Raw genomic sequence first — 24835 nt, 5'->3', positions numbered from 1 at the left:
TGCTGTCAGCTGGACGTGAGGCGACTCACTACCAGTCAGTAACCTACGCTGCCGTAACCTTAGTGGGTGACCACCGAAGCACCCCTTCGCCTCAAGCCGGTCGACATCGGCAAACCCCGGATGCGCGGCTGGCTGCACACGTACGCCTTCTTCGTGGCCCTGGTCAGCGGCATCGTGCTCTGTGCGCTGGCCGCGACCCGGCCGGGCTGGACTCCGCTGATCAGCTGCGTCGTCTACAGCCTCACGGTCTGCGGTCTGTTCGGCACCAGCGCGCTCTACCATCGGCGGGTCTGGTCGGAGCGCGCCTACCAGGTGATGCGCCGGCTGGACCACTCGATGATCTTCATCTTCATCGCCGGTACGTACACCCCGTTCTGCCTGCTGCTCCTGCCGGGGCGCAGCGCGGCGACGCTGCTGACCGTCGTCTGGGCCGGTGCCCTGGGCGGGGTCGCGATGAAGCTGATCTGGCCCCACCTGCCGCGCTGGGCCGGCGCTCCGCTCTACATCGCGCTCGGCTGGGTGGCCGTCGCCGTGCTGCCCGACATTCTGCGCTACGGCGGCGTCACCGCCCTGGTGCTGCTGGTCGTCGGGGGCGCGGTCTACAGCATCGGAGCGATCTTCTACGCCCTGCGCCGGCCGAACCCCTGGCCGACGGTCTTCGGCCACCACGAGTTCTTCCATGCCTGCACCCTGGTCGCCGCGCTCTGCCACCACATCGCGATCTACTTCGCGCTGTTCGCCTGACCGCCGGCCGGCGGTCAGGCGAACAGCGCTGCAGTGGTCCGTGTGCGGCGGCGCGGGGTGCGCGTGCGGCGGCGGGGTGCGCCGCACGGGTCGGACCGCACGGGTCAGACCGGGCGCCCCGGGCGACGGACCTCGCGGTACTGCTCCTCGACGACGTGGTCGGACGTGGTCGGGGCGACAGCCGCCGGTTCCTCGGCGGCGGAGCGGGTCACCACGGCACGGCGGCGGCTCTGCCAGAACCACATGGTCAGGATCAGCCCGAACACACCCGCTGCCATCAGCACCCAGCCGACCGTGTTCAGGTTGAGAAAGCCCAGTTCAGCCTCGACCGCGAAGGCCAGGATGGCGCCCAGGGCGACAAGGAAGATGCTTCCGCCGATGCCCACTTCGTACCTCCTTGGCTACTGCCGGCACCGTCGTACCGGCCCGATACCGCTCGTGAGGTAGCGGCGGGCTCGGATGTACCCAGGCGGTTCTCGGCTCAATCAGGCATGCTGGGGCCATGACACGACGCACGATCGTGTTGCTGCGCCATGCCAAGGCCGAGCAGCCCGAGCAGATGAACGACTCAGAGCGTGGGCTCACCCCACGCGGGCATTCGGACGCCGCGCACGCCGGCCGCTGGCTGGCCGAGCACGACCACTGGCCGCAGGTGGTGATCTGCTCGCCCGCACGGCGGACCCGGCAGACCTGGCAGGAGGCGTCGTCGGCGGGTCCGGCGCCGTCGGTGCGTCACGAACCGTCGCTGTACGCCGGAAGCCCGGGTGACCTGCTCGCCGTGGTACGCCAACTCGACGCCCGGCACGAACGGGTGCTGATCGTCGGTCACAATCCCACGATCTCGGACTTCTCCGCGCTGCTCGACCCGCAGGGCATCGACGACACCGGGCTGCGCACCTGCGGTCTGGCGGTACACGAGTTCACCGGCGACTGGTCGCAGTGCCGGCCGGAGGCGGCGGCGCTGCTCACGACGTACACCGCTCGGGCGGCTGCGGTCGGCTGACGCCGACATGCGTATCCCGGGCGGCCGAGGCCGCCCGGGATACGCACGGTACGGGTCAGTTGGGTGGCTGTGGGGGTTCCGCTGGCGGCGGCACCATCTGCGCCGGATGGGAGAGCTTGTTCTCCTCGACGATCACCGTCCGTGCCCGGCGGCGCCGGTCGTTCCAGAACCAGAGCACGGTGAGCAGGATCGCCAGACCCGCGAGGATCAGCACCCAGCCCACGGCCTGTACGTCGAGCCACCACACGTCCGCCCGGACGGCGTACGCGAGGATGGCGCCTACCGCGATGAGGAAGATTCCACTGCCGATGCCCATGTGCTGCACTCCTTGTGCGGTCGCTACAAGTTGTGCGGTCGCCTGCTGATCTACCCGGCGGGCAGGGGCTGAAACGGCGGCGCCGGACGGTCGGCGAGCAGGGGGCTCCCGCCGACCGCCCGTGGCGGCTGAAGGTGGGTGTGGGTGCGCGTTGGCTACCTCAGCCGGTCAGAACGCCTCTTCGGGCAGATCCATCAGATCCAGGGCGGTCCCGGCGATGATCCGACGATCGGCACCGATCCGGGGCAGCACCTCGCTGGCGAAGAACCGGGCGGCCGCCACCTTGCCCTGGTAGAAGCTGCGGTCGGCGGCCGAGACCTCACCGGCGAGCGCGGTCAGGGCGACCTCGGCCTGCCGCTGCAGCAGCCAGGCGACGACGACGTCGCCGAGCGCCAGCAGCAGTCGACGGCTGCTCAGCCCGACCTTGTACAGCGAACGCTGCTCACCGCTCTGCACCTCGCCGAGCCAACCGGTCATCACGCCGAGGATGTTCTGCACCTCACCGAGGGCCCGGCCGAGTGCGGCGCGCTCCTCCTTGAGCTGGCCGTTGCCGCCTTCGGCCGCGATGAAGGCCTGGATCTCGCCGGCGACGGTCATCAGGGACTGCCCGTTGTCCCGCACGATCTTGCGGAAGAACAGGTCGAGGCTCTGGATCGCCGTGGTGCCCTCGTACAGGGTGTCGATCTTCGAGTCGCGGACGTACTGCTCCAGCGGGTAGTCCTGCAGGAAGCCGGAACCACCGAAGGTCTGCAGCGACTCGTGGCCGAGCAGCTCGTAGGCCCGCTCCGAACCGCACCCCTTGACCAGGGGCAGCAGCAGGTCGTTGACCCGTTTGGCGATCTTCACGGCCTCCTCGTCGCCGGCCGCCCGCGCGATATTGATCTTGTCCTGCCAGCTGGCGGTGTAGCAGACCAGGGCGCGCAGGCCCTCGGCGTACGCCTTCTGCAGCATGAGCGAGCGGCGCACGTCGGGGTGGTGGGTGATCGTCACCCGGGGAGCCGCCTTGTCGGTCATCTGCAGCAGGTCGGCGCCCTGCACCCGGTTCTTCGCGTACTCCAGGGCGTTGAGGTAGCCGGTGGAGAGGGTGGCGATGGCCTTCGCGCCGACCAGCATCCGGGCGTACTCGATGATGAGGAACATCTGCCGGATGCCGTCGTGTACGTCGCCGAGCAGCCAGCCCTTCGCCGGCACACCGTGCTCGCCGAAGGTGAGCTCGCAGGTCGTGGAGACCTTCAGGCCCATCTTGTGCTCGACGTTGGTGGCGAAGACGCCGTTGCGCTCGCCCAGCTCACCGGTGGCCCCGTCGAAGTGGTACTTGGGCACGACGAACAGCGACAGGCCCTTGGTGCCCGGGCCGCCGGCGCCCTCGACGCCGACCGGACGGGCCAGCACGTAGTGGATGATGTTCTCGCTGAGGTCGTGCTCGCCGCTGGTGATGAAGCGCTTGACGCCCTCGATGTGGTACGAGCCGTCCGGCTGCGGGATCGCCCGGGTCCGCCCGGCACCCACGTCGGAGCCGGCGTCCGGCTCGGTCAGCACCATCGTCGACGCCCACTGCCGCTCGACGAAGAGCTTGGCCCATTCCTTCTGCTCCGGGGTGCCCTCGACGTAGAGGGTGTGCGCGAAGGAGGGGCCGGAGGCGTACATCCAGACCGGCGCGTTGGAGCCCAGCACCAGGTCGGCGAGGGACCACCACAGCGCCCGGGGGGCGTTGGTGCCGCCGAGCTCCTCTGGCAGGTCCAGCCGCCAGAACTCGGCGGACATGAACGCCGCGAAGGACCGGCGGAACTCCTCGGGCATGGTGACCGTGTGTGTCACCGGGTCGAAGACCGGCGGGTTGCGGTCGCCCGGGACGAAGCTCGGTGCGAGCTCCTCGCGGGCTAGCCGCTCGACCTCGGCGAGGATGCTCCGGGCTGTGTCGACGTCCAGGTCCGCGTACGGTGCCTGACCGAAGGTGCGGTCGGCGCCGAACACCTCGAAGAGGTTGAACTCAAGGTCCCGAAGGTTGCTCTTGTAGTGGGTCATCGCGTGGTGGCCCCCGCTTCCCGGACGCTGTTACTGGTCAGTAACCACCACTGTATTACTTGCAGGTAGCCACCGACAAGCAACCCTTTACGGTGACCGAAGACACACAATCACTCTCGGCAAACCCTTGACGACCCCGTCACCAACCCTGAAGGCACTCGTTCTGCCCGGTAATAGGCTTATTGGACAAAAAAGAAGTAAAGCTGGATAGCACCAGGAGGTCGACATGTCCCTCATCCGACTGTTCGATGTGTTGATCGAGCCGGTCACCGCCCGGCGCTACGTCGGCCGGCACCGCGCCGTCGTGGCCGGCACCAGCTTCCTGACCGGCCAGCTGCACCTGGCCTGACCGGGGCGCCGCCAGCGACCTGTGCCCGGCCTGACCAGCGCTCCGACTGCCGGTCAACCGTCGGCGACGCCGACTTCCCAGCTGGGCACCGACGACGCCGGCACCGCGCCCGAGCCGGAATACTCCATCAGCACCAGGGCGATATCGTCGTCGAGCCGCCCGTACACCCACTCGATCAGCGCGGTCTCCAACGAGGCCAGACCGTCGCCGACCGTACCGTGACCCAGCAGTTGCCAGGCCCGGTCGGCAGTGGGAAAGAACGCGCCGTCGCGACGCGCCTCGCCCAGGCCGTCGGTGAACAGCAGCAGCCGGTCACCCGGTTCGAGCCGCTCCACCCGGGGCCGTACCACCGGCATGAACCCCAACGGCGGTGCCGGTGCCGGCGGTTCGAGCGGGATCACCTCGCCCCGGCGCAGCAGCAAGGGCGCCGGATGGCCGCAGTTGACGATGGTGAGCGTGCCGCCGCGCTCCTCGACCAGGGCCGCGGTGACGAAGTCCTCGTCCCCGACGCTGCGGGCGACCGCCCGGTCCAGGTCCGCGACCATGGCGCGCAGATCCGCCCGCTCGTAGGCGACGTGCCGGTAGGACCCGAGCACGATGCTCGCCAGCCGGACCGCGTCCAGGCCCTTGCCGCGCACGTCGCCGATGATCATCCGTACGCCGTACGGGGTGTCCAGCGCCTCGTACAGGTCACCGCCGATGTCCGCGGCGGCCGTGGCGGAGATGTAGCGTCCGGCGACGGCGAGCGTGCCGACCTGCGGCCCGAGCGGTCGCAGCACGGCCTGTTGAGCCACCGACGCAAGCCGGGACAGCTCGGCGATCTGCCGCGCCTGGCGTTCCCTGATCACCGCCACCGCGGCGGCGAGTCCGGTGGCAAGCGCGATGCCGACCACGTTCACCGCCGTGGCGAGAGAGACCATCTGCCCGGTCAACGCGAAGATGCCACCCATCAGGGTGGCCAGCACTCCGATGGAGAGCACGACCCGCCAGGTGGCGAAGGCGGCGGCCAGGAACGGTGCCGCCGCGACCAGCCCCACGTAGTTCGCTCCGGAGCCGTCGGCGATCTCCACGACCGACACGAGCGCGAGCAGCACGAGGGCCGCGCCGAGGCCGACGCGGGATCCGGAGCTCAGTGGGCGGCGGCCGCCCATCGGTGTGATGCGCATGGGTACGCGAAACAGCATGACTCATCGGCTGCGACGGCCCAATGCTGTTGACCCCTTGTCTGACCCGGTTCTGGCCACCTGGGGTATACGACGCAATCTGGTTTTCTGGTCCGAGCGGGCGGGACGTGTCTGGTTGCTCAACCTGCGGGTATAACTCGGATTGGCACAACCCGCCGCTGACCTGCACTTGAGCACTGATTGGTGACTCAGTCTTCGCGGTCAGTCGTCGAGGACCTCGTACCGGACGTCGAGGTGACCGGCAGAAAGGGGGGCGATCCGCTCAAAAGCCCCACGAGCCAGGTCGAGGCAGCGTCCGTCGACGAACGGACCCCGGTCGTTGATCCGCACCACCACGGCGGCACCGGACTGCGGATTGGTCACCCGGACCCGCGTACCGAAGGCCCAGGTGCGGTGCGCGGCGGTCATCCCCGACGGGTCGAACGACTCGCCGTTGGCGGTCACCTGGCCACTCGCGTAGTACGACGCGCCGCAGGTGCCGCTGGAGACCACCGAGTCCCCCGTCGTCGACGCCGACGGCGGTGCGGCCGTCGTCGGCGACGGCTCCGGCGACGGGGTCGTCGCCGCCCGGTCGGCGCCACGGGCCGCCCGGTCACCGCGCGGGGACTGCGCCGGGGTCGGCGTACCGGTGGCAGCCGGCGCCGACGTCGCGGTATCCGATGGCGACGACACCGCCGCCGACGGTGACGCGACGCCCGACGGCGCGACGTCGATCCATTCAGCCGTACGTGACGAACCAGCGGTCCACTGGACCGCAGCCGCCGTACCCCCGGACACCCCGCCCACCACCAGCGCCACCACCAACCAGGGCGCGAACCGCAACCGCGATGAACGGGCAGTGCGATGCCGTGACGTCATGGGGCGCTCCTGGGCGAGGGGACAACATAACCGTCGCGCAGGGTAGTCGCAGCAGCGCTTGGCCTGTCAAGGTGCGCATGGGCAACGCCCGACAACCGGGCCACAGCGGTCACGGCATCCGCCGGGACGTACGTCGCGACACCGTCGGGGTATGAGTCGCGGCACCGTCGGGGTGTACGTCGCGGCATACTCGGCCGGTGACCGACGGGATCCGACGCCTGCTGATCGACACGTTCCGCTGGCACGACCCCGGCCCGACCAGCAGCCACCTCGTCAGCGACATCTCCGGCTGGTGGCGCGACCCGCAGATCCTCGCTGCGCTCGGGCCCGCGCTGGCCGCGCTCGCCACCGACGAGGGCCCCACGGTGGTGATGGCACCCCAGGTGACCGGGCTGCTCATCGCCCCACTCGTGGCGAACGCGCTCGGCGTCGGCGTGGTGCCGGCGTACAAGGAAGACCAGCAACGAGCCATCGCCGACGCCACCACCTGGACCACGACGGCACCCGACTACCGGGGACGGACCCTGCGGCTCGGCATCCGCGACCGCCACCTGCGCCCCGCCGACCGGGTCCTGCTCGTCGACGACTGGGTGAGCACCGGCGCTCAGCTCCGCGCGATGGCGCAGCTCGTCGCCGTACGGCAGGCCACCGTCACCAGCAGCGCGGTGATCGTCGCCGACTGCCCGCCGGCCGTCGTCGACGAGCTACGCATCCGGAGCCTGCTGCACAGTACGGAACTCTGACCCACGACCGACCCGGCCACGAGCTACGGCGTCGCCTCGTGCCCTGGTCGACCGGCGGTGCGCCGGGACTGCTTCATCTCAGCCTCGTGGATGTGCCGGCGCCCGCCCGCCAACTCGTCGCGGGCCGCCCGCTCGATCTCCTGGAACGCCGCGTAGTAGCCGTCATCGAACTCCTCGACCAGCTGGAACGTCCACCGGCCCGGCAGCACGTTGCGGCCGATCAGCTCGTTCTGCACCCGCTCGGCGATCCCCAGGTGACCGGCGCCCCGCAGCAGCTGCACCACCCGGTCCAAGGTCGCGTCCGCACCACCGATCAGCTGGTGCATCGAGTACAGGTGGCCCCGGGCGCGATGCACCGTCTCCAGTGCCTTGCTCAGCTCGCCCAGTGCGGCCACCGTGGCGTCGTCCACCCCGGCAGGGCGGGAGTGGGCGGCGTCCACCGAGCGCGGATCCGTCGATTCCGGCATGGACCATTAGTATCAGGACACGCGCCGGAACGACCGTCGGTCCCGGATCAGCCACTACCGGTAAAATCGTACCGGTGCAGCGGTCGGCCCGGATCATCTCGGTGGTCACCCCCGTCCATCCGCCGAGCATCCCGTTCCTGACCGATGCGTACGCCGCACTACGCGACCAGCGACTACCCGCCGGCTGGCAGTGGCGCTGGCTGGTCCAGGAGGACGGGCAGACCGGCGCGGTCGCCGACGCGCTACCGGACGATCCGAGAATCAGTACGGGCACCAACCGGCCCGGTGGGCCGGGCGTCACCCGCACCATGGCGCTGTCCCGGGTGGACGGGCCGCTGGTGAAGGTGCTCGACGCCGACGACCGGCTGACCCCCGGCGCGCTCGCCCGCGACATCGCGGTCCTCGCCGCCGACCTGACGGTCGGCTGGACCACCTCGCAGGCGCTGGACCTGGCCCTGGACGGCAGTACCTCGGCGGTAGCCACCGACCCGGCACCCGGCCGGCTGCCCGCCGGGACGGTGCACCGGTCCTGGCAGGCGAACGCCCACCAACTCCCGGTGCACCCGGCGACCCTGTGCATCCGTACCGACCTGATCTTCGCCCTCGGCGGCTGGATGGCCCTGCCCGCCTCGGAGGACACCGGGCTGCTGCTGGCCGCGAGTACGGTGAGCGACGGCTACTTCATCGGCGAGGCAGGGCTGCTCTACCGCAAGTGGTCGGGTCAGGTGACCAGCCAACAGGCTCACTGGGCACCGGCCGAACGGGCCGCCCGGATCCGCGTCATCGACGCCCGGGTGGCAGCGCTGCGTACCGTGACATCGGTGCCCGATCCAGCGTCCGGGCGCGTCCGAATCGGCTGAGCAGGACCGTTCGAGTGGAGCGGGTGACGGGAATCGAACCCGCACTGTCAGCTTGGGAATCGCCGGGCGCCGGCCCGTGCCGGTGTCAGCTCCGCGTGAAAACTGACCACGTGGTTCCGGCTGAATCGGGACCACCTCCTGAAGCATCGGGAGGTGCTGAGCGTGGAGGACTGGGCGGAGATCCGGCGGCTGCGGCGGTCGGAGGGTATGGCGATTCAGGCCATCGCACGGCGGTTGAGGATGTCTCGCAACACCGTGAAGAAGGCGTTGGCCAGTGATGAGCCGCCGCGGTACCGACGGGCTGCGAAGGGCTCGATCGTGGACGCGGTCGAGCCGCAGATCAGGGCGTTGTTGGCGGAGTTCCCGGACATGCCCTCGACGGTGATCATGGAACGGGTCGGGTGGACCCGTGGGAAGACGGTGTTCTGTGACCGGGTGCAGCGGCTGCGGCCGTTGTTCCGCCGGCCTGACCCGGCGCAGCGCACCGAGTACCTGCCGGGTGAGCTGGCGCAGTGTGATCTGTGGTTCCCGCCGGCGGACGTGCCCCTGGGGTTCGGTCAGGTCGGACGGCCGCCGGTGATGGTGATGGTGTCCGGGTACTCGCGGTGGCTGACGGCGGTGATGATCCCGTCCCGGCAGTCGGCGGATCTGCTGGTCGGACACTGGACGTTGATCTCCGGGTGGGGTCGGGTGCCCAGGACGTTGGTATGGGACAACGAGTCCGCGGTCGGCCAGTGGCGTGCCGGCAGGCCGCAGTTGACCGAGGCGATGAACGGCTTCCGTGGCACTCTCGGGATCCGCGTGCTCCAGTGCCGGCCGGCGGACCCGGAAGCCAAAGGCCTGGTGGAGCGGGCGAACGGCTATCTGGAGACGTCGTTCCTGCCCGGGCGCCGGTTCAGCTCGCCCCGGGACTTCAACGCCCAGCTTGCCGAATGGCTGGTACGGGCGAACCAGCGTCGGCACCGGGTGCTGGGCTGCCGGCCGGTGGACCGGTGGGAGGCCGACCGAGCGGCGATGCTGACGCTGCCGCCGGTCGCGCCGGTGGTCGGCTGGCGGCGGAGCACCCGTCTGCCCCGCGACCACTACGTCCGGCTGGACGGCAACGACTACTCGGTGCACCCGATGGTGGTGGGCCGCCGGGTCGACGTGGTCGCTGACGCCGACCGGGTGCAGGTGCTCTGCGAGGGCCGTCTCGTCGCCCGGCACGACCGGTGCTGGGCGCGGCATCAGAGCATCACCGACCCGGCTCACCGTCAGGCCGCCGCCGATCTGCGGACCGCCGCGCGGCAGGCGCCGGCACCGGCGGTCACGGCCGAGGTGGAGCACCGCAGGTTGGCCGACTACGACCGCATGTTCGGTGTCGATGCCGAGGCGGCCGCGTGATGGCCTCCAGAACGACCGGCAACCGCAACGTCTCCTCCGAGATCGCTTTCCTCACCCGTGCGTTGAAGGCGCCCTCGTTGGCGGCGTCGGTGGACCGGCTCGCGGAGCGGGCCCGGGCGGAGTCGTGGACGCACGAGGAGTTCCTCGCCGCCTGTCTGCAACGCGAAGTGGCGGCCCGGGAGGCCCACGGCGGTGAGGGACGTATCCGGGCGGCGAGGTTCCCGGCACGCAAGAGCCTGGAGGAGTTCGACTTCGAACACCAGCGGTCGTTGAAGCGGGAGACGATCGCCCACCTGGGCACTCTGGACTTCGTGGCGTCGAAGGAGAACGTCGTGTTCCTGGGGCCGCCCGGCACCGGCAAGACCCACCTGTCCATCGGTCTCGGTATCCGGGCCTGCCAGGCCGGACACCGGGTCGCGTTCGCCACCGCCGCTCAGTGGGTGTCCCGTCTCGCTGACGCCCACCACGCCGGCCGGCTGCAGGACGAGCTCGTCAAACTCGGCCGGATCCCGCTGGTGATCGTCGACGAGGTCGGCTACATCCCCTTCGAAGCCGAAGCGGCGAACCTGTTCTTCCAGTTGGTTTCGAACCGCTACGAACGTGCCTCGCTGATTGTCACCAGTAACAAGCCCTTCGGCCGGTGGGGAGAGGTCTTCGGTGATGACGTCGTCGCCGCGGCCATGATCGACCGGCTTGTTCACCACGCCGAGGTCATCTCGATGAAGGGCGACAGCTACCGGCTCAAGGACCGCGACCTCGGCCGCGTCCCGGCAGCGACCAAGACCAACGACTGAAGATCAACCAAACCGGGGTGGTCCAGTTTCAGCCGGACCACGGTGGTCACGATTGGGGCGGCGTTGACAGCCGGCCTCAGCCCCAGTTCACTGCGGCCCCACCTGGCCTGGAACGGCCCAGCCCTTGCCGGCGGTCGAGTAGACGTGTCATCCTAGCCAGGACAGGTTTCGTCGGACAAAATACGACGCGTGGCCAGGTACAGGTACTCGTGGGCGCAGTCCGCCAGCAAGCACAACATAGCGCAACATCGATCACGGTACGTCATCGAACACTGCGGTCAGCCGTACGTCCTCTCTCCAGAACCCCCGGACCGACCCGAACGGCTGCTGTTCCTCGGCGACGACAGAGACGGCGTTGCCCTCGAAGTCGTCGCCATCGAGTTGCTGGACGGGACGCTGCGCGTGATCCACTCGATGGAGATGCGATCCAAGTACAACCGGCTCTACAAGGAGGCGAAGCCATGGCGGGTGTAACGCGAGCAACGAAGGACCGAACGACCTCCACGACCTCTGACAAGGCAAAGGCACCACGCCGCGCAACCACCACCGGAGTCCGGGCGACTCGGGCAGCCAGCCGACAGGCCAAGGACGGTACGGCGCTCACGTCGCAGCTGGAGAGCGAGCTGGTGGCGGAAGCAGAGGCTGGGTACGACCCCGCCAGTCTCGCCCCTCGCCGGGTCGGCAGACCGTCTCTCTCCGGCAGTGGTGGCACCTCACACAAGATCAGCATCCGAGTTGACGATCAAACCTACGAAATGATCAAAAAAGTGGCAGAGCTGACCAACCGCAGTCCCAGCGAGTTGATCCGTGAAGTGCTGCAGGCCGCGTACCCACGAAAGTAGCGATCCGGCGACCCACGCACATGAAGCAGAAGGCCCTGGTTGGGATTGTGGTCCTGACCAGGGCTTTCGGTGTGGAGCGGGTGACGGGAATCGAACCCGCACTGTCAGCTTGGGAATCGCCGGACACCGCCCCGTGCCGGGCTCGTCCGCCAGGTCACGGCGGCCTCGCCTGGCCTGTGCTGGCCTTGATCATCCCGGCCTACTGGCACGCCAATGGCACGACCGGACAGCGCGGGAGACCCCACTAGGCATCGCCCCCGGCTTCCACCGATGACGGCCGTACGACCACTTCCACCTTCACAAGTAGCGTCACCCATTGCGCTGGTCCACAGAGATTGGCAGTATCAATCTACGTGAGCCTAAACAGCGAGCCACAGCGTCCATACGCGGAACTCCCAGGCGGCATGACGGAGGCCGACCTTCTGCAGGCCGTGATGCACTCGGGCTACCCACTGCAGACTGCGGTTGCGGACGCATTGCAGCGCCTCCTTGACGGGATAGGCAATTACGGAGCACTCCAAGAGGAATGGGCTTTCATAGATTCCGAATCTGGACAAACAAGATCGATTGACGTCTTCTTTGAGACTTCATTGTATCGTCGAAAAAACGGGTTCGAAGATCGAATTCCCGTCCACCCATCACTTAACCTATTAGTCGAGTGCAAACAAAGCAAGTTGCCGTATATATTTTTCGTCCGCCCCACCCCTCCCGAACAGGTTTACAGCTTCCCCGAGATAGCCGGCCTGAGGTCGCCAGACATTGAGTTCTTCTTCCAAGAAGACGGCGCATTCACTGGCGGCTCGTATTTCATGAGCCTCCACGATGTATTCTACGCTTGGGAAGATGAATTTTTTGATTCACCGGCCCCCTTCGCGCTTTCGCTATCGAAGGTGGCGCACAAGTCTGGCGGCAAGATCGAGCTTACAGGAGAGGATGCGTATCGAGCGCTAACTCTTCCCTTAATGAAGGCCGCCGACCACTTGATCGATCGATGCAGGCCAACAGAGGACACCGAAGGGCTCGCCTGTAGATTTTTGGTCTGCTTGGCCGTTCTTCGCGCACCCATGTTCAGCGTAATGCGAGTCGATGGGGAGGACCACATGGCCGCAATTCCATGGGTCCGCGCCGTCAGGCTCGAACCTCCCCAGGACGCCAAATCACGAAGCCCACATAGCATCGTCCGCTACTTCGACGTCGTTCACGAAAGCTACCTAGACGACTATTTAACACGCCTTTCGCAAGCTTTCCTTATGTTGGGAGAACGGATAGTCGCAGGGGCAGATGTTATAGCCGCAGGACGCGCTATATCCGAGGAAGGAGAGCGAACCTGGTCGAATATGCGCCCAATATTACACGAAGTGGACGGACCACACCGGAAGTCTCGGCATCGAATGCGGATATCCAAAACCAGACCTCGGGCAACTTTCCAAATTCCTCCCGATGGCTGATCCGGGTAGCAATGGGCGGGATATATCCCAGGAAGGGAGCGCTCCCACCGGAGGCTCAACTACATGGCGCGGTGCGGCGGGCGGCTGCCCGGCGGTGACGGTGGTTTTCCGCCCCGGCCGCGTAGCGGTCCGGGGCGGCTTGCCGCCGGGCGGTGTTCCGCCCGCGCGCCGCGCCGGGCGCGGCGTCTTGATCCAATACAGAACTATTCGGCAACTCCGGAAGGTAGTGCGGAAGGTAGTGCGATGGGCGGCGGCTGTTGCCGGCACCCGACCTGCATAAACGACAGGAGATCCGACTTCTTGCTGGTCGCCGGCCAGCGCTGCGGAAGTAAGTCGGGACCAAGCCGACCCGCACCGCAGCCGCGCCAGCGGCGAGGAGCGGAAGCGGCGCGGTAGTGGGTGGTCTTCTTCGGTCCGGCTAGCTGCTACCTGGCGCAGGGTGCTTCGTGGGCGTGGAGTTGTTCGCAGCGGGTGCCGTCGGGTTGTTGGAGGTTGCAGATGACGCGGTGGTGTTGGGTTTGGTCGCCTTCGATGGTGACGGTGGTTTCGGGGTAGTCGAGCCCGCGTAGGTAGGTGCGGAAGTCGGCGAGGGTGACGGCGATGGTGTGGGCCATCTCGACGGCTTCCGGGAGGTCGCGGGCGTGGATGGGGATGTGGATGACGTACCGGGGTTGCTCGTTCGCGTCGGCGAGGGTGGTTGGCCGGGGTGGGGGTACGGGGGTGAAGTAATCGGCCGTTGGTAGGTCGGTGGTGTGCTGGCCGTTGGTCATGGTCGGGAACCTCCGGTGGGTGCGGATGTGGAGAGGGCCGGTCGGGGCCGGGTTAGGTCGGGGGTCCTGTCCCCGGTCCCCGACCGGTGTTGGTGTCGTGCTCACCTGCCGGCGCGGCTATGGAGGGCTGCACGCCGGCAGGGGTTTTCGCGCGACTGGGGTAGTGAATAGGGATTGGTGTGTCGTCGCATCCACGGTGCGGGACTGGTGGGGGACGTCTTCGTATTCTGCGAAACGTCGGGGGACGGGGTTGAAACGTCCTGGTGGTTGTTCGTCTAATAGTGGGTATGAATGAACGTCTCCGGACGGTGATGGTTCGTCGTGGTGTGCCGGTGGAGGATCTCGCGGCTGAGTGTGAGGTGGATCCGAAGACGGTGGAGCGGTGGATCAGTTCGGGGCGTGTTCCGCATCGGCGGCATCGTTGGGTGGCGGCACGTCGGTTGGGTGCGGAGGAGGCGTATCTGTGGCCGCAGGTCGCGGAGGTGAATGATCGTCGTCCGGAGGCGTCGCGGGCGGAGTTGATCGAGGTGTTCGCTGATCGGGCGTCGGTGCCTCGGGAGTTGTGGTTACGGCTGTTGGGTGAGGCGCGGGAACGGGTTGACGTGTTGGTGTTGGCGGGTGCGTTTCTGTCGCAGGTGCAGCCGCGTATCGGTCGGGTGTTGGCGGATCGGGCGGGGGTGGGTGTGCGGGTGCGGTTGTGTTTCGCTGATCCGTCGGGTGAGGCGGTGGCGGTGCGGGATCGTGAGGATTGCCTGGTGGGGACGTTGGGCGCGATGATCCGTAGCTCGTTGACGCACTACCGTGGTCTGGTCGGGGTGGAGGGGTGCGAGGTGCGGTTGCATCCGGTGACGCATCACGTGAGTGTGGTGCGGTTCGATGATGAGGTGTTGGTGACTCCGCACGTGTTCGGGGAGTCGGGTAACGCGAGTCCGACGTTTTATTTCCGCCGGGTGCAGGGCGGGAACATGTTCGATCATTATGTGGCGGGGTTTGATCGGGTGTGGGATGCAGGTGTGCCGTGGGCTGGTGATGTCGGCTGATCTGGTGTGACCTGTGATGAGTGACGCCCCGGTTTCCGCGTTTATGCGGTCCGGGGCGTCGGTGTGGTGCGGGTGACGGGGTTAGAGTTCGTCGGGGTTGAGGGTGGTGGCGATTTCGGCCATGCTGCCGATGATGGCGTCTGCTTTGGTGAGGCTGTGGTACTTGCGGGGTTTGTTGGCGTATCCGATGGTGGGCATGTTGATGGCTTGGGCGGCTTCGATGTCAGTGGGTGAGTCGCCAATGAGTACGCATTCCTCGGGGTGGGTGTGGAGTTCACGGACGGCGGCGAGGACCGGGCCGGGATGGGGTTTCATGCCGGCGGGGTCGGCGTACGGGCGGCCGATGACGGGGTGGATGTAGGCGGCGAGCCTGCGGGCGATCAGGTATTGGGTGACGGCGTCGGCGCTGTTGTTGGACACGATCGCGATCCCGCGTCGGGCGTGGTGGGCGGCCACGATGACTTCCCGCGCGTACGGGGTGGGTTCGGCGACGGCGACGGCGTCCACCTCGGCGGCCCGTAGCGCGTCGTCGACCCGGCGGACGATGGCGGGCCGGTTCAGGGCGGCTGTCCAGCGCAGCACGGCGAGCGGATCGGCTTCGTCGAGCAGGTCCGGCGGAATGGTGACGCCCTGGTCGACGAGCAGCCGGCGCAGAGTTGCGGCGACCTGAGGCGCGGGGTGGTTGGCGAAGACCTTGCAGACGGGTCCGTCGAAGTCGAGCAGCAGGAACCGGGCGCGGTCGATGACGGCGGCGAGTTCGGCGTTCATGACGTGTACTCGCGGGCGATGGTGGTCCACATGCTGTTGAACCAGGCTCCGGCCTGCTGCACGTACAGGCCGTCGTGTGAGGCGTCGTCGTCGCTGGGGGTGAACGGGAACAGGATGGCGTCCTTGCCCATGGCGTCGTAGATGGCCATGGGTTGGCCGTCGACGCTGACGGTGTGCTCCACGACGGGGTAGAAGCCGAAGAACGCTTCCTCGTCGTTGATGACGAACAGCTTGAACAGCGGGGCCGCGCCGTGGACCCGTACCTCGGTGGTGGCGACCTTGACCAGGTCGAGATCCGCCAACTCCTGGACGGCGTCGACGATGGCGTGGATGGACCGGTTGGTGATGCGGGCCGACCGGGCGCGGATGCGGGGGTCGTCGGCGCGGTCCTCGGCCCGGCACGGGATCGCCATCGGGGCGTTCATGTCGGAGATCAGGATCCGGATGCGGATCGATTCCGGGGTGAGGCGGCCGATGCGGACCTTGTCCAACGTCTCCTGGATGGCGTTGTGGAGGGTCTCGCCGGAGAAGCCGGCGAAGTCGATCGCTACGTGGGTCGCTTCGAAGGCGCGCTCGATGTGCGGGCGTAGACCGACGGGGCGTTCGGTGTTGGCGCGTACGAACGTGCCGCTGCCCTGGCGGGTGACGATCAGCCGCTCGTCCTGGAGCTTGCGTAGGGCGGCTTTGATCGTCTCGCGGGCGACGGAGAAGCGTTCGACCAGCTCGTTTTGGCTGGGCAGCTTCTCGCCGGGGGCGAACTTGCCGGTTTTGATCTCCGCGCGCAGGGCGGCGGCGATCTGCTGGGACGGGGTGCGTGGGTCGTCGGGGTCAAGAGCCATGCCCCGGACCATACCTGTTGACTAGCCAGGCTAGATGTCCCGTGTCCAAGTGTTGACATGGCTAGCCAAGTTGGCCTACCTTTGATCCACACACCTGGCTAGTCAAGCCGGTCAGGTCTACGAGTGGAGGTAGAGCAGTGGCTCTGCGAGGCGGGACGAGGTTCTCGGTCCGGTGTTCGGACGTGTTCCCGGCGGGGTGCGCGTTGGTGCCCGAGTCGTTGGGTGAGGTCGAGGACTACGACGAGAAGACGGGCCGGCGGTCGCCGGCGAAGGACAAGCTGACGGGTCAGCGGGTGTGGCAGGTCCGGGTGATGGACCTGGACCCGGAGTTGGGCAAGCGGTCGCGGGAGACCACGGTCAAGATCTCGGCGGACTACCAGCCGGTTCCGCCGACCGGGGTTCCGTTCGAGCTCGTCGAGTTCGATGACGTGACGGTCACGCCGTACGTGGCGTCCAACGGGCGGATGGCGTACTCGCTGCGGGCGTCGGGGATGCGCGCCCCGGCCGGCGTCGCGTCCAACGGCACCGGTAAGGCGCGGGCGGCGGCGGGCTCGGCGTCGTAGCGCTCGGTTCGGGGTGGGGCTGTCTGGTCTTGGCGGACGGCAGCCCCACCCCTCGGCGTCTTCCCCTCCTCCTCTTCCCTCTTTCAGATTCAGTGAGGTTCCGACGTGTCCCAGGTTAAGCGCGTCCCGGATCGGGCGCGGATCCGCTGTAGCGACTGCAAGAACATGTTCACCCCCACCCCGACCGACGCCCAGGACGACACCGACAACGCCGATGCCGCGACGGTCGACAGCGTCCGGTGTGGGCTGTGCGTCGGCCAGTTGGTGTTGCCGTTCCCCCGGCTGCGCGACGCTCGCGGCCGGTTCCTCCCCACCGTTGGGGGTGGTCGGTGATGGGCCGTCCCCGTGGTGAGGTCGTCAGCACCTTCTCCGGTGATCTGGTCGTGGTCCGGCCTCGTCGGCTGCGGCTGCCCTGGTGGGCCGTGCTCCTCGGGCTGCTGGCCCGCTGGACTGGTCGGGGCGTGTGGTGGTGCCTGCGCCATCCGCGCATCCTGACCGTCTCGGTGATCACCGTGGCCGTGTACCTCGACTACGGCATTGCCGGCCTGGTCACGCCCGTTGTGCTTGCCGGGTTGGGGTCGGCGGTGTGGCGGTGGCGGCACGAAGCCTCCTGGTGGGCGTGGTGCGGCGGTCCGCTGCTCGGCCGGTGGCGGCACACGGTCGTCTACCGGCGGGTCTGGCGGGAAGCGATGACCCTGTGCGACCTGTCGCGGGTCTACCAACACCAGACCGTGTTACCGCAGCTCCTGGCCGTGCACTGTGACCAGGCGTTGGACGTGTTGTCGGTGCGGATGCTGCGCGGGCAGACCCCCGCCGACTTCCAACGCGCAACGGAGCAGCTTGCCTATGCGTTCGGCCGCAGGCACGCACGGGTGTACACCGAACGCCCGGATGAACTGCCGGTGCGTGGCGGCGGCTGGGTGGGGTGGCTGCTGCGCCAGGTCGACGCCTACCGGTTCCGTGACCGGCCCGACGTCGTCTACATCGTCCTGGTCCGCACCGACGCCCTACGCCGGACGGTCCCACCGTTCCCGGTCCCGACCGTCCCGGACTTCACCGCGCTGCCCCTCGCGGTGCGGGAAGACCTTCGCACGTGGCACCTGCATCTGTTGGCGACGCATGTGCTGATCGGTGGGGCGACCCGACGCGGGAAAGGCTCCGTCCTCTGGTCCCTCGTCCGGTCCCTTGCCGGTGGGGTGGCGTCCGGACTGGTCCGGCTGTGGGTCATCGACCCCAAGGGCGGAATGGAATTCGCGTTCGGCCGTCCGATGTTCGCCCGGTTCGCCTCCACCTCCTTCGACACCATGGCCGACCTGCTAGACGAAGCCGTCGCGGTGCTGCGGGAACGGCAGGCACGTCTTGCCGGCACGGTCCGGGTCCACACCCCCACCGTCGATGACCCCCTGGTTGTCGTGGTGATCGACGAAATGGCGGCGCTGACCGCCTACCTGCAAGACGTCGAGCTGCGGAAGCGCATCGCCTCGGCGTTGGGGCTGCTGCTGTCCCAAGGTGCCGGCGTCGGTGTCCTGGTCGTGGCGGCGTTGCAGGACCCGCGTAAAGAGGTGCTGCCGTTCCGGGACCTGTTTCCCACCCGGATCGCGCTCGGGCTGACCGAGGCGTCGCAGGTCGACATGGTGTTGGGCGACGGCGCACGGGCACGGGGAGCGCTCGCGGATCAGATGCCGTCGTGGGCGAAAGGCGTCGGCTACGTCCTGCTCGACGGCACCCCCGACCCGATCCGGGTCCGGTTCTCCTACCTCACCGACACCGACATCCAAACGATGGCCGATCAGTTCTCGGCTCCGGTGGCGGCGGCGGACATCCTTGCCCAGGTCGGCCGGGAAACCACCCCCGAACCCGAACCGCAACCGTCCCCGGTCACGCGTCGGCGGGTTCCGTTGCCGCGTAAGCCGTCCGGGCCGCTGTTGCCTGACTCGCTGCTCAATCTGATCCGCGACAACGGACAGCACGACCAGGGCGGCACCGACACCCCGAACGGCGGGGGTGGTTCCCGATGACCGAAACCGTGATGTCGGGGCGGCGCTTCTACCGGCTACGGACCCCCACCCCTGACGGCGGTGGGCGCGGGACAGCGGTATCGGTCCGGGTCGACACCGACCAGCCCGACCCCTACCCGCTGTACGTCGCCATCGGCTCCGGCCGACGCCGGGTCTACCTCACCCCCGGCGAGGCGTGGGCGCTGTGGCGCTGCCTGTCCGAAGCGGTCGCCTCCCTCGGCGACCCACCCGACCACATCCGCACCACCATCCACCCCACCCGGAGGTAACCGACCATGGCACCCCTCAACCGGCCCTTCCGGCGACCCGCCCGTCCCATCCGTATCCAGGCCACCGGCCCGGTCGACCAGCTCGCCGCGTTCCTGTCCGGCCTGAGCACCTACCTCAACCTCCGTGGCCGGCCCGGCATCCGGGTGCGGATCGACCTGACCGTCACCGACCGGGAACAAGGGGGCAACCCGTGAGCTGGCAGCGTGCCGAAAACCTGCTGCGGCTGGCGATCCTCCTTGCGATCGGGTCGATGGCCGGCGCGGCGGCGTTCACCCACGTTCACGATCTGTCCGTCGCCCACGGCCAACCCCACTGGATCGGCTGGGCGAACGCCGTCGCGGTCGAGCTCATGGCGATCTACCTCGGACTGGAGATCCGCGCCCGACGCCGCACGGGTCGACCGGTCGGGTTCGTCGCGGTCCTGCTGATCGGCTTCGCACTGCTGTCCCTCGCCGCGCAGGTCGCCGAAGCGCAACCGTCCGTGTGGGGGTGGATCGTCGCGGCCGTACCGTCGCTGGCGTTCCTGGCCCTGGTCAAAGTCGTACTCTCCAGCGCACCCGCTGTCCCGGCCGGTCCGGCGGCGTCAACTGGAGCGGCCAATCCGACTGGTCCGGCTGACCTGGTGCGCGTCGACCAGACGGACGGCGTCGACCAGGTCCCGACCGACGACACCGACCAGCACACCGACACCGACCCGACACCCGGCCTGGTCGACGTGCCCGCCGCCGTCGAACCTGTCCGCGTCGCCGGACACGCGTCGGTGCTGCCACCCCTCGGGGTCGTCCAACCCCGACGGGCAAACGGCATGGTGGTCGGCCGGTGACCGCCCCCACCACCCTGCCCGGACTCGACACACCCGCGACGGATCGGCCGGTGACCGTCGAACAACAGCCCCGGCCCGGCTCCCGTGCCGCGCGGATGGGCCTACCCCGATCGGTCGACGTCCTGCGCGACGTCGCCACCGAATACGGCGTCTGCATCCGCCCGCTCGCCATGCGGCGCACCGACCTCGACACCGGCCGTACCGAGGTCATCGACCTGCCCTGCGGGGCCACCCGCGAGGACAAATGCCCACCCTGCGCCAAGCGGAACCGCCGGCTGCGCCAAGCGCAGATCCGCGACGGCTGGCACCGCGACGACGAACCCCTGCCGCCACCCGAACCGGCCACGGACGCGCAGAAAGCGCTGATCGTGCTGCGGGCGCACTTCGAGTTCGAACGCGACGCGGCCGTACGGGAAGCCGACTGGGAACAGGTCACCGACCTCGACGACGCCATCCGCGAAGTCGAAGACGCCATCACCGCCGAGGGACTACGCGGCCGCGTCGCACCACCCCACACCCCGACCACCACCGACGCCGATGGTGTCGACCAGGGCGACGCGCAGGACAACGGCAAACGGCGGAAACGGTCGACCAGACGGCGCCAGGACGCACCCGACCTACCCCGCCGACCTGTCGAAGCGCGCACCGTCGGCAAGACCTACACCGCACCCGACGGCAGCACCTACCGCCCGTCGATGTGGCTCACCCTCACCCTCGACAGCTACGGACCCGTACGCCCGGACGGCACCCCGGTCAACCCCGACCGGTACGACTACCGACGTGCCGCGTGGGACGCGGTCCACTTCCCCCGACTCCTCGACCGGTTCTGGCAGAACCTCCGACGCTGCGAAGGCTGGAACGTCCAGTACGCCGGATGCGTCGAACCCCAACGACGCCTCGCCCCTCACGCGCACTTCGCGATCCGCGGCACCATCCCCCGACAGACCCTGCGGACCGTGGCGGCAGCCACCTATCACCAGGTGTGGTGGCCGTCCGTCGACGTCCAGCACTACGGCGGGGAACACCTGCCCGTCTGGGACATCGACCAGGCGGCCTGGGTCGACCCGGACACCCGTGAACCGTTGACCGGCTGGGCGGAAGCACTCGACGCCATCGACACCGACCCGGACGCGCAACCGGTCCACGTGATCCGCTTCGGCTCCCAGGTCGACGCACGCGGCGTCATGCCCGGCACCCAGGATGCGGAACAGACCATCCGCTACATCACGAAGTACATCACCAAACACGCCGCCGACTGCCACACCACCACCAGCGGCCGGCAACGCCAGCATCTCGAACGGTTCCGGCAACAGTTGCAGGTCACCCCCTGCACCGACCGGTGCGCGAACTGGCTGCTCTACGGCGTCCAACCGAAGAACGCCTCGGCGAAGCTGCGGCCCGGACGCTGCCGGGGCAAGGTCCACCAACGCGCCACCCTCGGCATCGGCGGCCGACGCATCCTCATCTCCCGCGACTGGTCCGGCAAAACCCTGACCGACCACAAACACGACGCACGCGCCTGGGTCCGGGCACTACTCGGCGCAACCACCGACCTGGCCGGCGTCGACCAGCCCACCGGCACCGACAGCGAGCGGGTCCGGCACGCGTGGGAGCTCGCCCGGCCCGACGACCCGGACGTCACACCCCTCGGGCACCGACTCCTGCGCTCCATCTCCGAACGCGCCCGCTGGCGCTCCCAACTCCTCGCCGCCAAGGACCGAGCGGCCCAGGAGACGAGCCACGACCTTTCGGCAACTGGCAGCGGGACGGCAACGGACGGGGAGGAATGACCGTGCTGGATGAGGTGCTGACCATCGAACAGGCGGCGGCCCGGATTCAGATGAGTGAACGGTACGTGCGGCGGCTCGTCGCGGAGCGGCGGATCCCGTTTCACAAGCTCGGCCGGAGCGTACGGATCAAGGCGGTCGACCTGGCGGCGCACGTCGAGTCCGGTCGGGTCGAGCCGCTGACCGCCTCCGGTGTCTGGTCCGGGATGCGGAGCGTGGCCTGATGGCGAACCGGCCCGGACGTCGACGCTTCGGAAGCGTTCGCAAGCTGCCCTCCGGGCGGTATCAGGCGCGCTACCCCGGCCCGGACGGGCAGCTACGAAGCGCGCCGGAGACCTTCGCCCGGAAGTCGGACGCTGAGCGGTATCTGTCGCTGGTGGAATCGCAGTTGGCCCGGCGGGAGTGGATCGACCCGGACCGGGCGCGGGTGACGCTGGGCGACTACGCACAACGGTGGATCGAGCAGCGGCCGAACCTGCGGCCTCGGACGGTGCACCTGTACGGCTGGCTGCTGGGCCGGCACATCATGCCGTACCTCGGCGGGGTGGAGCTGGGCCGGCTCGATACGCCGATGGTCCGGGAGTGGCGGGCGAAACTGCTCGGCAACGGGGTGTCGCAGAGCATGGCGGCCAAGGCGTACCGGCTGCTGCGCGCGGTGCTGATGACGGCCGTCAAGGAAGACGAGATCCTGACCAAGAATCCGTGCCGCATCCCCGGTGCCGACCAGGAGAAGGCACCGGAACGGCCGGTGTTGTCGATGGCGCAACTCCTGGCCCTGGCCGACGCTGTCCCGGCACGGTTTCGGGCCATGGTGCTGATCACCGCGTTCGGGTGTCTGCGCTGGGGCGAGGTGTCCGCGCTGCAACGGCAGGACATCGACACCGACGCGGGCACGGTCCGGATCCGGCAGGCGTACACCGAACAGCGGGGCGTCGGCCTGGTCCTCGGTCCGCCGAAGTCGCGGGCCGGCCGGCGTACGGTCAGCCTGCCTCCGGTGGTGGTGTCGGCGATGCGTGAGCACCTGGCGGCCGAGGTCGACGACAACCCGGATGCGTTCGTGTTCACCACCGAGTCCGGGCGGCCGATCTGGCGGGGCAACTTCAACAAGCTGTCCGGCTGGCGGGCTGCGGTGGCGAAGGTCGGGCAACCAGGGCTGCACTTTCACGACCTGCGGCACACCGGGAACACGTTGGCGGCTCGGACCGGGGCGAGCACGCGGGATCTGATGGCGCGGATGGGGCACGACTCGCCGCAGGCGGCGCTGATCTACCAGCACGCGACGTCCGAGGCTGACCAGGCGATCGCCAGGGCGCTGCACGCGGCGATGCGTACGGAGCGCAAGAAGGAGAAGAAGTCGGGGAAGGTGGCCGGCGGGAAGCTGGGCAAGAAGAAGTCGAAGAAGCGGGGCGACGACCCGGACGGTGGTGCGGCCGGTGCCCTGGTCGGCCGGGGCTAATGGCACGCAGATGGCACGCCGCATGATCGTGGATCTTGGACAATCGAAAGCCCTGGCTGGGATTCGCATCCTGGCCAGGGCTTTCGGTGTGGAGCGGGTGACGGGAATCGAACCCGCACTGTCAGCTTGGGAAGCTGATGTTCTGCCATTGAACTACACCCGCGAGCGGCCCTACTCTACCCTGTCGGCCGCCCTGGTGTGCAACGCCCTCACGCCCGGCTCGTCGGGACGACCGGTGCGGTGGGGCGACGAGAGTCGATCAGCAGGCGACCGCGGCCGCCGCCGTCTCGTGGGGGGCAGCCGTGCCGCTGGTCGGGTCGAGCCAGACCTGCACCGCAGGCTCCATTGCGATCGTGGTGGCGGGGCCGGCGCCGGTGCCGTGCCGGGCGACCATCGCCACGTCGACGGTGAACTCGAACAGTCGCCAGTCCACGTGCGGCACGGCGCGCGCGGCGCGGGCGAGTCGGGCGACGGTGGCGACGTCGGTGACCGGGCGCGCGCGGCCGGCAAGATACGCCTCGTCGTCGCTCTCCTCCGGCGGGAACGAGTGCAGCGCGTACCGACCGTCGCGCTCCAGGTCGCGACGCTTGGGCGAGTCGACGATGAAGCAGAACAACCCGTCCTCGGTGATCACGGGCGAGACCGGATGGACCCGGGGGCCACCGTCGGCACGCACCGTCGCCAGGTAGCCGAGACCGGGGCCGTACTGCTGCATGAGAAGTCGGATCGCCGTGGCCAGCCGGGGCTCGTCGGCTGCGAACTGGGACCAGGTTGCCATGCCGACCATTCTATCGAACACGTGTTCTAAGAGATAGTCGAAGCGCGGCGTGTCCGCCCGACGATCACCCCGGCCGGCGAGGTGCCCGGCCGGGGATCGCTATGGTGTGACGATGCTCCTCTCCGACCGGGACATCGTCGCGGAGACCAAGACCGGCGGCCTCTCCCTCGAACCGTTCGAGCCTGCGCTCATCCAGCCGTCGAGCATCGACGTCCGGCTCGACCGGTACTTCCGGGTGTTCAACAACCACCTGTACACCCACATCGACCCGGCGACCCGGCAGGACGATCTGACGTCGCAGGTCGAGGTGCCCGACGGCGACCCGTTCGTGCTGCACCCCGGCGAGTTCGTGCTCGCCTCGACGCTCGAGGTCGTCTCACTAGGCGACGCACTCGCCGCCCGGTTGGAGGGCAAGTCCAGCCTGGGCCGGCTCGGGCTGCTCACCCACTCGACCGCCGGCTTCATCGACCCGGGTTTCTCCGGCCATGTCACGCTCGAACTGTCCAACGTCGCGAACCTGCCGATCAAGCTGTGGCCCGGCATGAAGATCGGCCAGCTCTGCATCTTCCGGCTGTCGTCGACCGCCGAGCATCCGTACGGTTCGTCGGTCTACGGCTCCCGTTACCAGGGACAGCGGGGGCCGACCCCGAGCCGGTCCTGGCAGCAGTGGCGGACCTGGCCGACCGGCTGAGCCAACTCGGGCAGGT

The 24835-nt window shown here is 68.5% G+C and carries 30 protein-coding genes and 1 tRNA gene; 20 read left to right on the top strand and 11 right to left on the bottom strand.

The features are described from left to right. Positions 1 to 66: 66 nt before the first annotated feature. The gene (locus tag O7623_RS20790; RefSeq protein ID WP_282224684.1) at positions 67 to 744 is read left to right on the top strand and encodes a hemolysin III family protein; all 678 of its coding nucleotides are present in this window, start codon (positions 67 to 69) and stop codon (positions 742 to 744) included. A 104-nt stretch (positions 745 to 848) separates the two neighbouring features. Here O7623_RS20790 and O7623_RS20785 read toward each other — a convergent pair whose 3' ends face one another. Next, positions 849 to 1130, bottom strand: a complete 282-nt coding sequence (locus O7623_RS20785) for a DUF6458 family protein (RefSeq protein ID WP_282224683.1) — start codon at positions 1128 to 1130, stop codon at positions 849 to 851. Positions 1131 to 1246: 116 nt separating this feature from the next. On the opposite strand from O7623_RS20785, the gene O7623_RS20780 reads away from it, so the two are divergent. After that, complete coding sequence (locus tag O7623_RS20780) at positions 1247 to 1747, top strand: histidine phosphatase family protein (protein ID WP_282224682.1); 501 nt, start codon at positions 1247 to 1249, stop codon at positions 1745 to 1747. Between the two features lie 55 nt (positions 1748 to 1802). Here O7623_RS20780 and O7623_RS20775 read toward each other — a convergent pair whose 3' ends face one another. Together O7623_RS20775 and O7623_RS20770 are read right to left on the bottom strand one after the other, a co-directional pair. Continuing rightward, a complete protein-coding gene (locus O7623_RS20775; protein ID WP_282224681.1) occupies positions 1803 to 2063 on the bottom strand; it encodes a DUF6458 family protein in 261 nt (86 codons plus the stop codon). A 168-nt stretch (positions 2064 to 2231) separates the two neighbouring features. After that, positions 2232 to 4088 (bottom strand): acyl-CoA dehydrogenase, encoded by a 1857-nt coding sequence (locus O7623_RS20770; protein ID WP_282224680.1) that lies wholly within the window; start codon positions 4086 to 4088, stop codon positions 2232 to 2234. A gap of 226 nt (positions 4089 to 4314) precedes the next feature. Here O7623_RS20770 and O7623_RS20765 point away from each other — a divergent pair, with 226 nt between their 5' ends. After that, on the top strand, positions 4315 to 4437 hold the full coding sequence (locus O7623_RS20765) for a hypothetical protein (RefSeq protein WP_282224679.1): 123 nt from the start codon (positions 4315 to 4317) through the stop codon (positions 4435 to 4437). Positions 4438 to 4490: 53 nt separating this feature from the next. On the opposite strand, the gene O7623_RS20760 is transcribed toward O7623_RS20765, so the two are convergent. Continuing rightward, positions 4491 to 5621, bottom strand: a complete 1131-nt coding sequence (locus tag O7623_RS20760) for a PP2C family protein-serine/threonine phosphatase (protein ID WP_282224678.1) — start codon at positions 5619 to 5621, stop codon at positions 4491 to 4493. Between the two features lie 201 nt (positions 5622 to 5822). After that, the gene (locus O7623_RS20755; RefSeq protein ID WP_282224677.1) at positions 5823 to 6479 is read right to left on the bottom strand and encodes a septal ring lytic transglycosylase RlpA family protein; all 657 of its coding nucleotides are present in this window, start codon (positions 6477 to 6479) and stop codon (positions 5823 to 5825) included. Positions 6480 to 6676: 197 nt separating this feature from the next. Between O7623_RS20755 and O7623_RS20750 the strand changes: the two genes are divergently transcribed. Then, on the top strand, positions 6677 to 7222 hold the full coding sequence (locus O7623_RS20750; RefSeq protein WP_282224676.1) for a phosphoribosyltransferase family protein: 546 nt from the start codon (positions 6677 to 6679) through the stop codon (positions 7220 to 7222). 23 nt (positions 7223 to 7245) lie between these two features. On the opposite strand, the gene O7623_RS20745 is transcribed toward O7623_RS20750, so the two are convergent. Next, the gene (locus O7623_RS20745; RefSeq protein ID WP_282224675.1) at positions 7246 to 7689 is read right to left on the bottom strand and encodes a hypothetical protein; all 444 of its coding nucleotides are present in this window, start codon (positions 7687 to 7689) and stop codon (positions 7246 to 7248) included. Positions 7690 to 7763: 74 nt separating this feature from the next. Here O7623_RS20745 and O7623_RS20740 point away from each other — a divergent pair, with 74 nt between their 5' ends. The 5 genes from O7623_RS20740 (at position 7764) to O7623_RS20720 (ending at position 13016) form a co-directional block, all read left to right on the top strand. After that, entirely contained in the window at positions 7764 to 8549 is a 786-nt protein-coding gene (locus tag O7623_RS20740; RefSeq protein WP_282224674.1) for a glycosyltransferase family 2 protein, read from the top strand. A 153-nt stretch (positions 8550 to 8702) separates the two neighbouring features. Next, positions 8703 to 9932, top strand: coding sequence for an IS21 family transposase (istA, locus tag O7623_RS20735; protein WP_282224673.1), 1230 nt, complete (start codon positions 8703 to 8705; stop codon positions 9930 to 9932). Then, positions 9932 to 10726, top strand: a complete 795-nt coding sequence (gene istB / locus O7623_RS20730) for an IS21-like element helper ATPase IstB (protein ID WP_282224672.1) — start codon at positions 9932 to 9934, stop codon at positions 10724 to 10726. The genes istA and istB overlap by 1 nt, the downstream gene beginning before the upstream one ends. A gap of 189 nt (positions 10727 to 10915) precedes the next feature. Beyond that, a complete protein-coding gene (locus O7623_RS20725) occupies positions 10916 to 11200 on the top strand; it encodes a hypothetical protein (RefSeq protein WP_282224671.1) in 285 nt (94 codons plus the stop codon). Between the two features lie 721 nt (positions 11201 to 11921). Beyond that, entirely contained in the window at positions 11922 to 13016 is a 1095-nt protein-coding gene (locus O7623_RS20720; protein ID WP_282224670.1) for a hypothetical protein, read from the top strand. Between the two features lie 425 nt (positions 13017 to 13441). Here O7623_RS20720 and O7623_RS20715 read toward each other — a convergent pair whose 3' ends face one another. Further along, positions 13442 to 13786: a hypothetical protein gene (locus O7623_RS20715; RefSeq protein ID WP_282224669.1), complete on the bottom strand. Its 345-nt coding sequence runs from the start codon at positions 13784 to 13786 to the stop codon at positions 13442 to 13444. Positions 13787 to 14073: 287 nt separating this feature from the next. Between O7623_RS20715 and O7623_RS20710 the strand changes: the two genes are divergently transcribed. Further along, complete coding sequence (locus tag O7623_RS20710; protein WP_282224668.1) at positions 14074 to 14826, top strand: XRE family transcriptional regulator; 753 nt, start codon at positions 14074 to 14076, stop codon at positions 14824 to 14826. 81 nt (positions 14827 to 14907) lie between these two features. On the opposite strand, the gene O7623_RS20705 is transcribed toward O7623_RS20710, so the two are convergent. Together O7623_RS20705 and O7623_RS20700 are read right to left on the bottom strand one after the other, a co-directional pair. Next, the gene (locus tag O7623_RS20705; protein ID WP_282224667.1) at positions 14908 to 15594 is read right to left on the bottom strand and encodes an HAD-IA family hydrolase; all 687 of its coding nucleotides are present in this window, start codon (positions 15592 to 15594) and stop codon (positions 14908 to 14910) included. Continuing rightward, the gene (locus O7623_RS20700; protein ID WP_282224666.1) at positions 15591 to 16433 is read right to left on the bottom strand and encodes a GntR family transcriptional regulator; all 843 of its coding nucleotides are present in this window, start codon (positions 16431 to 16433) and stop codon (positions 15591 to 15593) included. The genes O7623_RS20705 and O7623_RS20700 overlap by 4 nt, the downstream gene beginning before the upstream one ends. A gap of 137 nt (positions 16434 to 16570) precedes the next feature. On the opposite strand from O7623_RS20700, the gene O7623_RS20695 reads away from it, so the two are divergent. The 9 genes from O7623_RS20695 (at position 16571) to O7623_RS20655 (ending at position 23350) form a co-directional block, all read left to right on the top strand. Next, positions 16571 to 16996 (top strand): transcriptional regulator, encoded by a 426-nt coding sequence (locus tag O7623_RS20695; protein WP_282224665.1) that lies wholly within the window; start codon positions 16571 to 16573, stop codon positions 16994 to 16996. Positions 16997 to 17101: 105 nt separating this feature from the next. After that, the gene (locus O7623_RS20690; protein ID WP_282224664.1) at positions 17102 to 17329 is read left to right on the top strand and encodes a hypothetical protein; all 228 of its coding nucleotides are present in this window, start codon (positions 17102 to 17104) and stop codon (positions 17327 to 17329) included. Beyond that, positions 17329 to 19014, top strand: a complete 1686-nt coding sequence (locus O7623_RS20685) for an FtsK/SpoIIIE domain-containing protein (protein ID WP_282224663.1) — start codon at positions 17329 to 17331, stop codon at positions 19012 to 19014. The genes O7623_RS20690 and O7623_RS20685 overlap by 1 nt, the downstream gene beginning before the upstream one ends. Then, positions 19011 to 19283, top strand: a complete 273-nt coding sequence (locus tag O7623_RS20680) for a hypothetical protein (RefSeq protein ID WP_282224662.1) — start codon at positions 19011 to 19013, stop codon at positions 19281 to 19283. Before O7623_RS20685 ends, O7623_RS20680 begins: the two co-directional genes overlap by 4 nt. Positions 19284 to 19289: 6 nt before the next feature. Further along, positions 19290 to 19478 (top strand): hypothetical protein, encoded by a 189-nt coding sequence (locus tag O7623_RS20675; protein ID WP_282224661.1) that lies wholly within the window; start codon positions 19290 to 19292, stop codon positions 19476 to 19478. Further along, positions 19475 to 20107: a DUF2637 domain-containing protein gene (locus O7623_RS20670; RefSeq protein ID WP_282224660.1), complete on the top strand. Its 633-nt coding sequence runs from the start codon at positions 19475 to 19477 to the stop codon at positions 20105 to 20107. The genes O7623_RS20675 and O7623_RS20670 overlap by 4 nt, the downstream gene beginning before the upstream one ends. Further along, on the top strand, positions 20104 to 21897 hold the full coding sequence (locus O7623_RS20665) for a replication initiator (protein WP_282224659.1): 1794 nt from the start codon (positions 20104 to 20106) through the stop codon (positions 21895 to 21897). Before O7623_RS20670 ends, O7623_RS20665 begins: the two co-directional genes overlap by 4 nt. Further along, a complete protein-coding gene (locus tag O7623_RS20660; protein WP_282224658.1) occupies positions 21894 to 22118 on the top strand; it encodes a helix-turn-helix domain-containing protein in 225 nt (74 codons plus the stop codon). Before O7623_RS20665 ends, O7623_RS20660 begins: the two co-directional genes overlap by 4 nt. Continuing rightward, complete coding sequence (locus tag O7623_RS20655; protein ID WP_282224657.1) at positions 22118 to 23350, top strand: tyrosine-type recombinase/integrase; 1233 nt, start codon at positions 22118 to 22120, stop codon at positions 23348 to 23350. The genes O7623_RS20660 and O7623_RS20655 overlap by 1 nt, the downstream gene beginning before the upstream one ends. An 89-nt stretch (positions 23351 to 23439) precedes the next feature. On the opposite strand, the gene O7623_RS20650 is transcribed toward O7623_RS20655, so the two are convergent. Together O7623_RS20650 and O7623_RS20645 are read right to left on the bottom strand one after the other, a co-directional pair. Beyond that, positions 23440 to 23513 (bottom strand) — tRNA-Gly (locus tag O7623_RS20650). A 96-nt stretch (positions 23514 to 23609) separates the two neighbouring features. Continuing rightward, complete coding sequence (locus tag O7623_RS20645; protein WP_282224656.1) at positions 23610 to 24128, bottom strand: pyridoxamine 5'-phosphate oxidase family protein; 519 nt, start codon at positions 24126 to 24128, stop codon at positions 23610 to 23612. A 112-nt stretch (positions 24129 to 24240) separates the two neighbouring features. Here O7623_RS20645 and dcd point away from each other — a divergent pair, with 112 nt between their 5' ends. Continuing rightward, positions 24241 to 24819 (top strand): dCTP deaminase, encoded by a 579-nt coding sequence (dcd, locus tag O7623_RS20640; RefSeq protein ID WP_282224655.1) that lies wholly within the window; start codon positions 24241 to 24243, stop codon positions 24817 to 24819. The last annotated feature ends 16 nt before the right edge of the window (positions 24820 to 24835 follow it).

The organism is Solwaraspora sp. WMMD791, assembly GCF_029581195.1.
In the GTDB taxonomy this organism is placed as follows: domain Bacteria; phylum Actinomycetota; class Actinomycetes; order Mycobacteriales; family Micromonosporaceae; genus Micromonospora_E.
The sequence above is the reverse complement of the archived record's forward strand: the minus strand, read 5'-3'. Positions and strand labels throughout refer to the sequence as shown.

Bases quoted from the DNA above. Each gene is read 5' to 3' on its own strand.
- istB (WP_282224672.1), top strand. From the start codon at position 9,932: ATGGCCTCCAGAACGACCGGCAACCGCAACGTCTCCTCCGAGATCGCT.
- O7623_RS20680 (WP_282224662.1), top strand. From the start codon at position 19,011: ATGACCGAAACCGTGATGTCGGGGCGGCGCTTCTACCGGCTACGGACC.
- dcd (WP_282224655.1), top strand. From the start codon at position 24,241: ATGCTCCTCTCCGACCGGGACATCGTCGCGGAGACCAAGACCGGCGGC.
- O7623_RS20645 (WP_282224656.1), bottom strand. From the start codon at position 24,128: ATGGCAACCTGGTCCCAGTTCGCAGCCGACGAGCCCCGGCTGGCCACG.
- O7623_RS20700 (WP_282224666.1), bottom strand. From the start codon at position 16,433: ATGGCTCTTGACCCCGACGACCCACGCACCCCGTCCCAGCAGATCGCC.
- O7623_RS20685 (WP_282224663.1), top strand. From the start codon at position 17,329: ATGGGCCGTCCCCGTGGTGAGGTCGTCAGCACCTTCTCCGGTGATCTG.
- O7623_RS20705 (WP_282224667.1), bottom strand. From the start codon at position 15,594: ATGAACGCCGAACTCGCCGCCGTCATCGACCGCGCCCGGTTCCTGCTG.
- O7623_RS20775 (WP_282224681.1), bottom strand. From the start codon at position 2,063: ATGGGCATCGGCAGTGGAATCTTCCTCATCGCGGTAGGCGCCATCCTC.
- O7623_RS20715 (WP_282224669.1), bottom strand. From the start codon at position 13,786: ATGACCAACGGCCAGCACACCACCGACCTACCAACGGCCGATTACTTC.
- O7623_RS20765 (WP_282224679.1), top strand. From the start codon at position 4,315: ATGTCCCTCATCCGACTGTTCGATGTGTTGATCGAGCCGGTCACCGCC.
- O7623_RS20745 (WP_282224675.1), bottom strand. From the start codon at position 7,689: ATGCCGGAATCGACGGATCCGCGCTCGGTGGACGCCGCCCACTCCCGC.
- O7623_RS20655 (WP_282224657.1), top strand. From the start codon at position 22,118: ATGGCGAACCGGCCCGGACGTCGACGCTTCGGAAGCGTTCGCAAGCTG.
- O7623_RS20710 (WP_282224668.1), top strand. From the start codon at position 14,074: ATGAATGAACGTCTCCGGACGGTGATGGTTCGTCGTGGTGTGCCGGTG.
- O7623_RS20770 (WP_282224680.1), bottom strand. From the start codon at position 4,088: ATGACCCACTACAAGAGCAACCTTCGGGACCTTGAGTTCAACCTCTTC.
- O7623_RS20755 (WP_282224677.1), bottom strand. From the start codon at position 6,479: ATGACGTCACGGCATCGCACTGCCCGTTCATCGCGGTTGCGGTTCGCG.
- O7623_RS20760 (WP_282224678.1), bottom strand. From the start codon at position 5,621: ATGCTGTTTCGCGTACCCATGCGCATCACACCGATGGGCGGCCGCCGC.
- O7623_RS20780 (WP_282224682.1), top strand. From the start codon at position 1,247: ATGACACGACGCACGATCGTGTTGCTGCGCCATGCCAAGGCCGAGCAG.
- O7623_RS20660 (WP_282224658.1), top strand. From the start codon at position 21,894: ATGACCGTGCTGGATGAGGTGCTGACCATCGAACAGGCGGCGGCCCGG.
- O7623_RS20675 (WP_282224661.1), top strand. From the start codon at position 19,290: ATGGCACCCCTCAACCGGCCCTTCCGGCGACCCGCCCGTCCCATCCGT.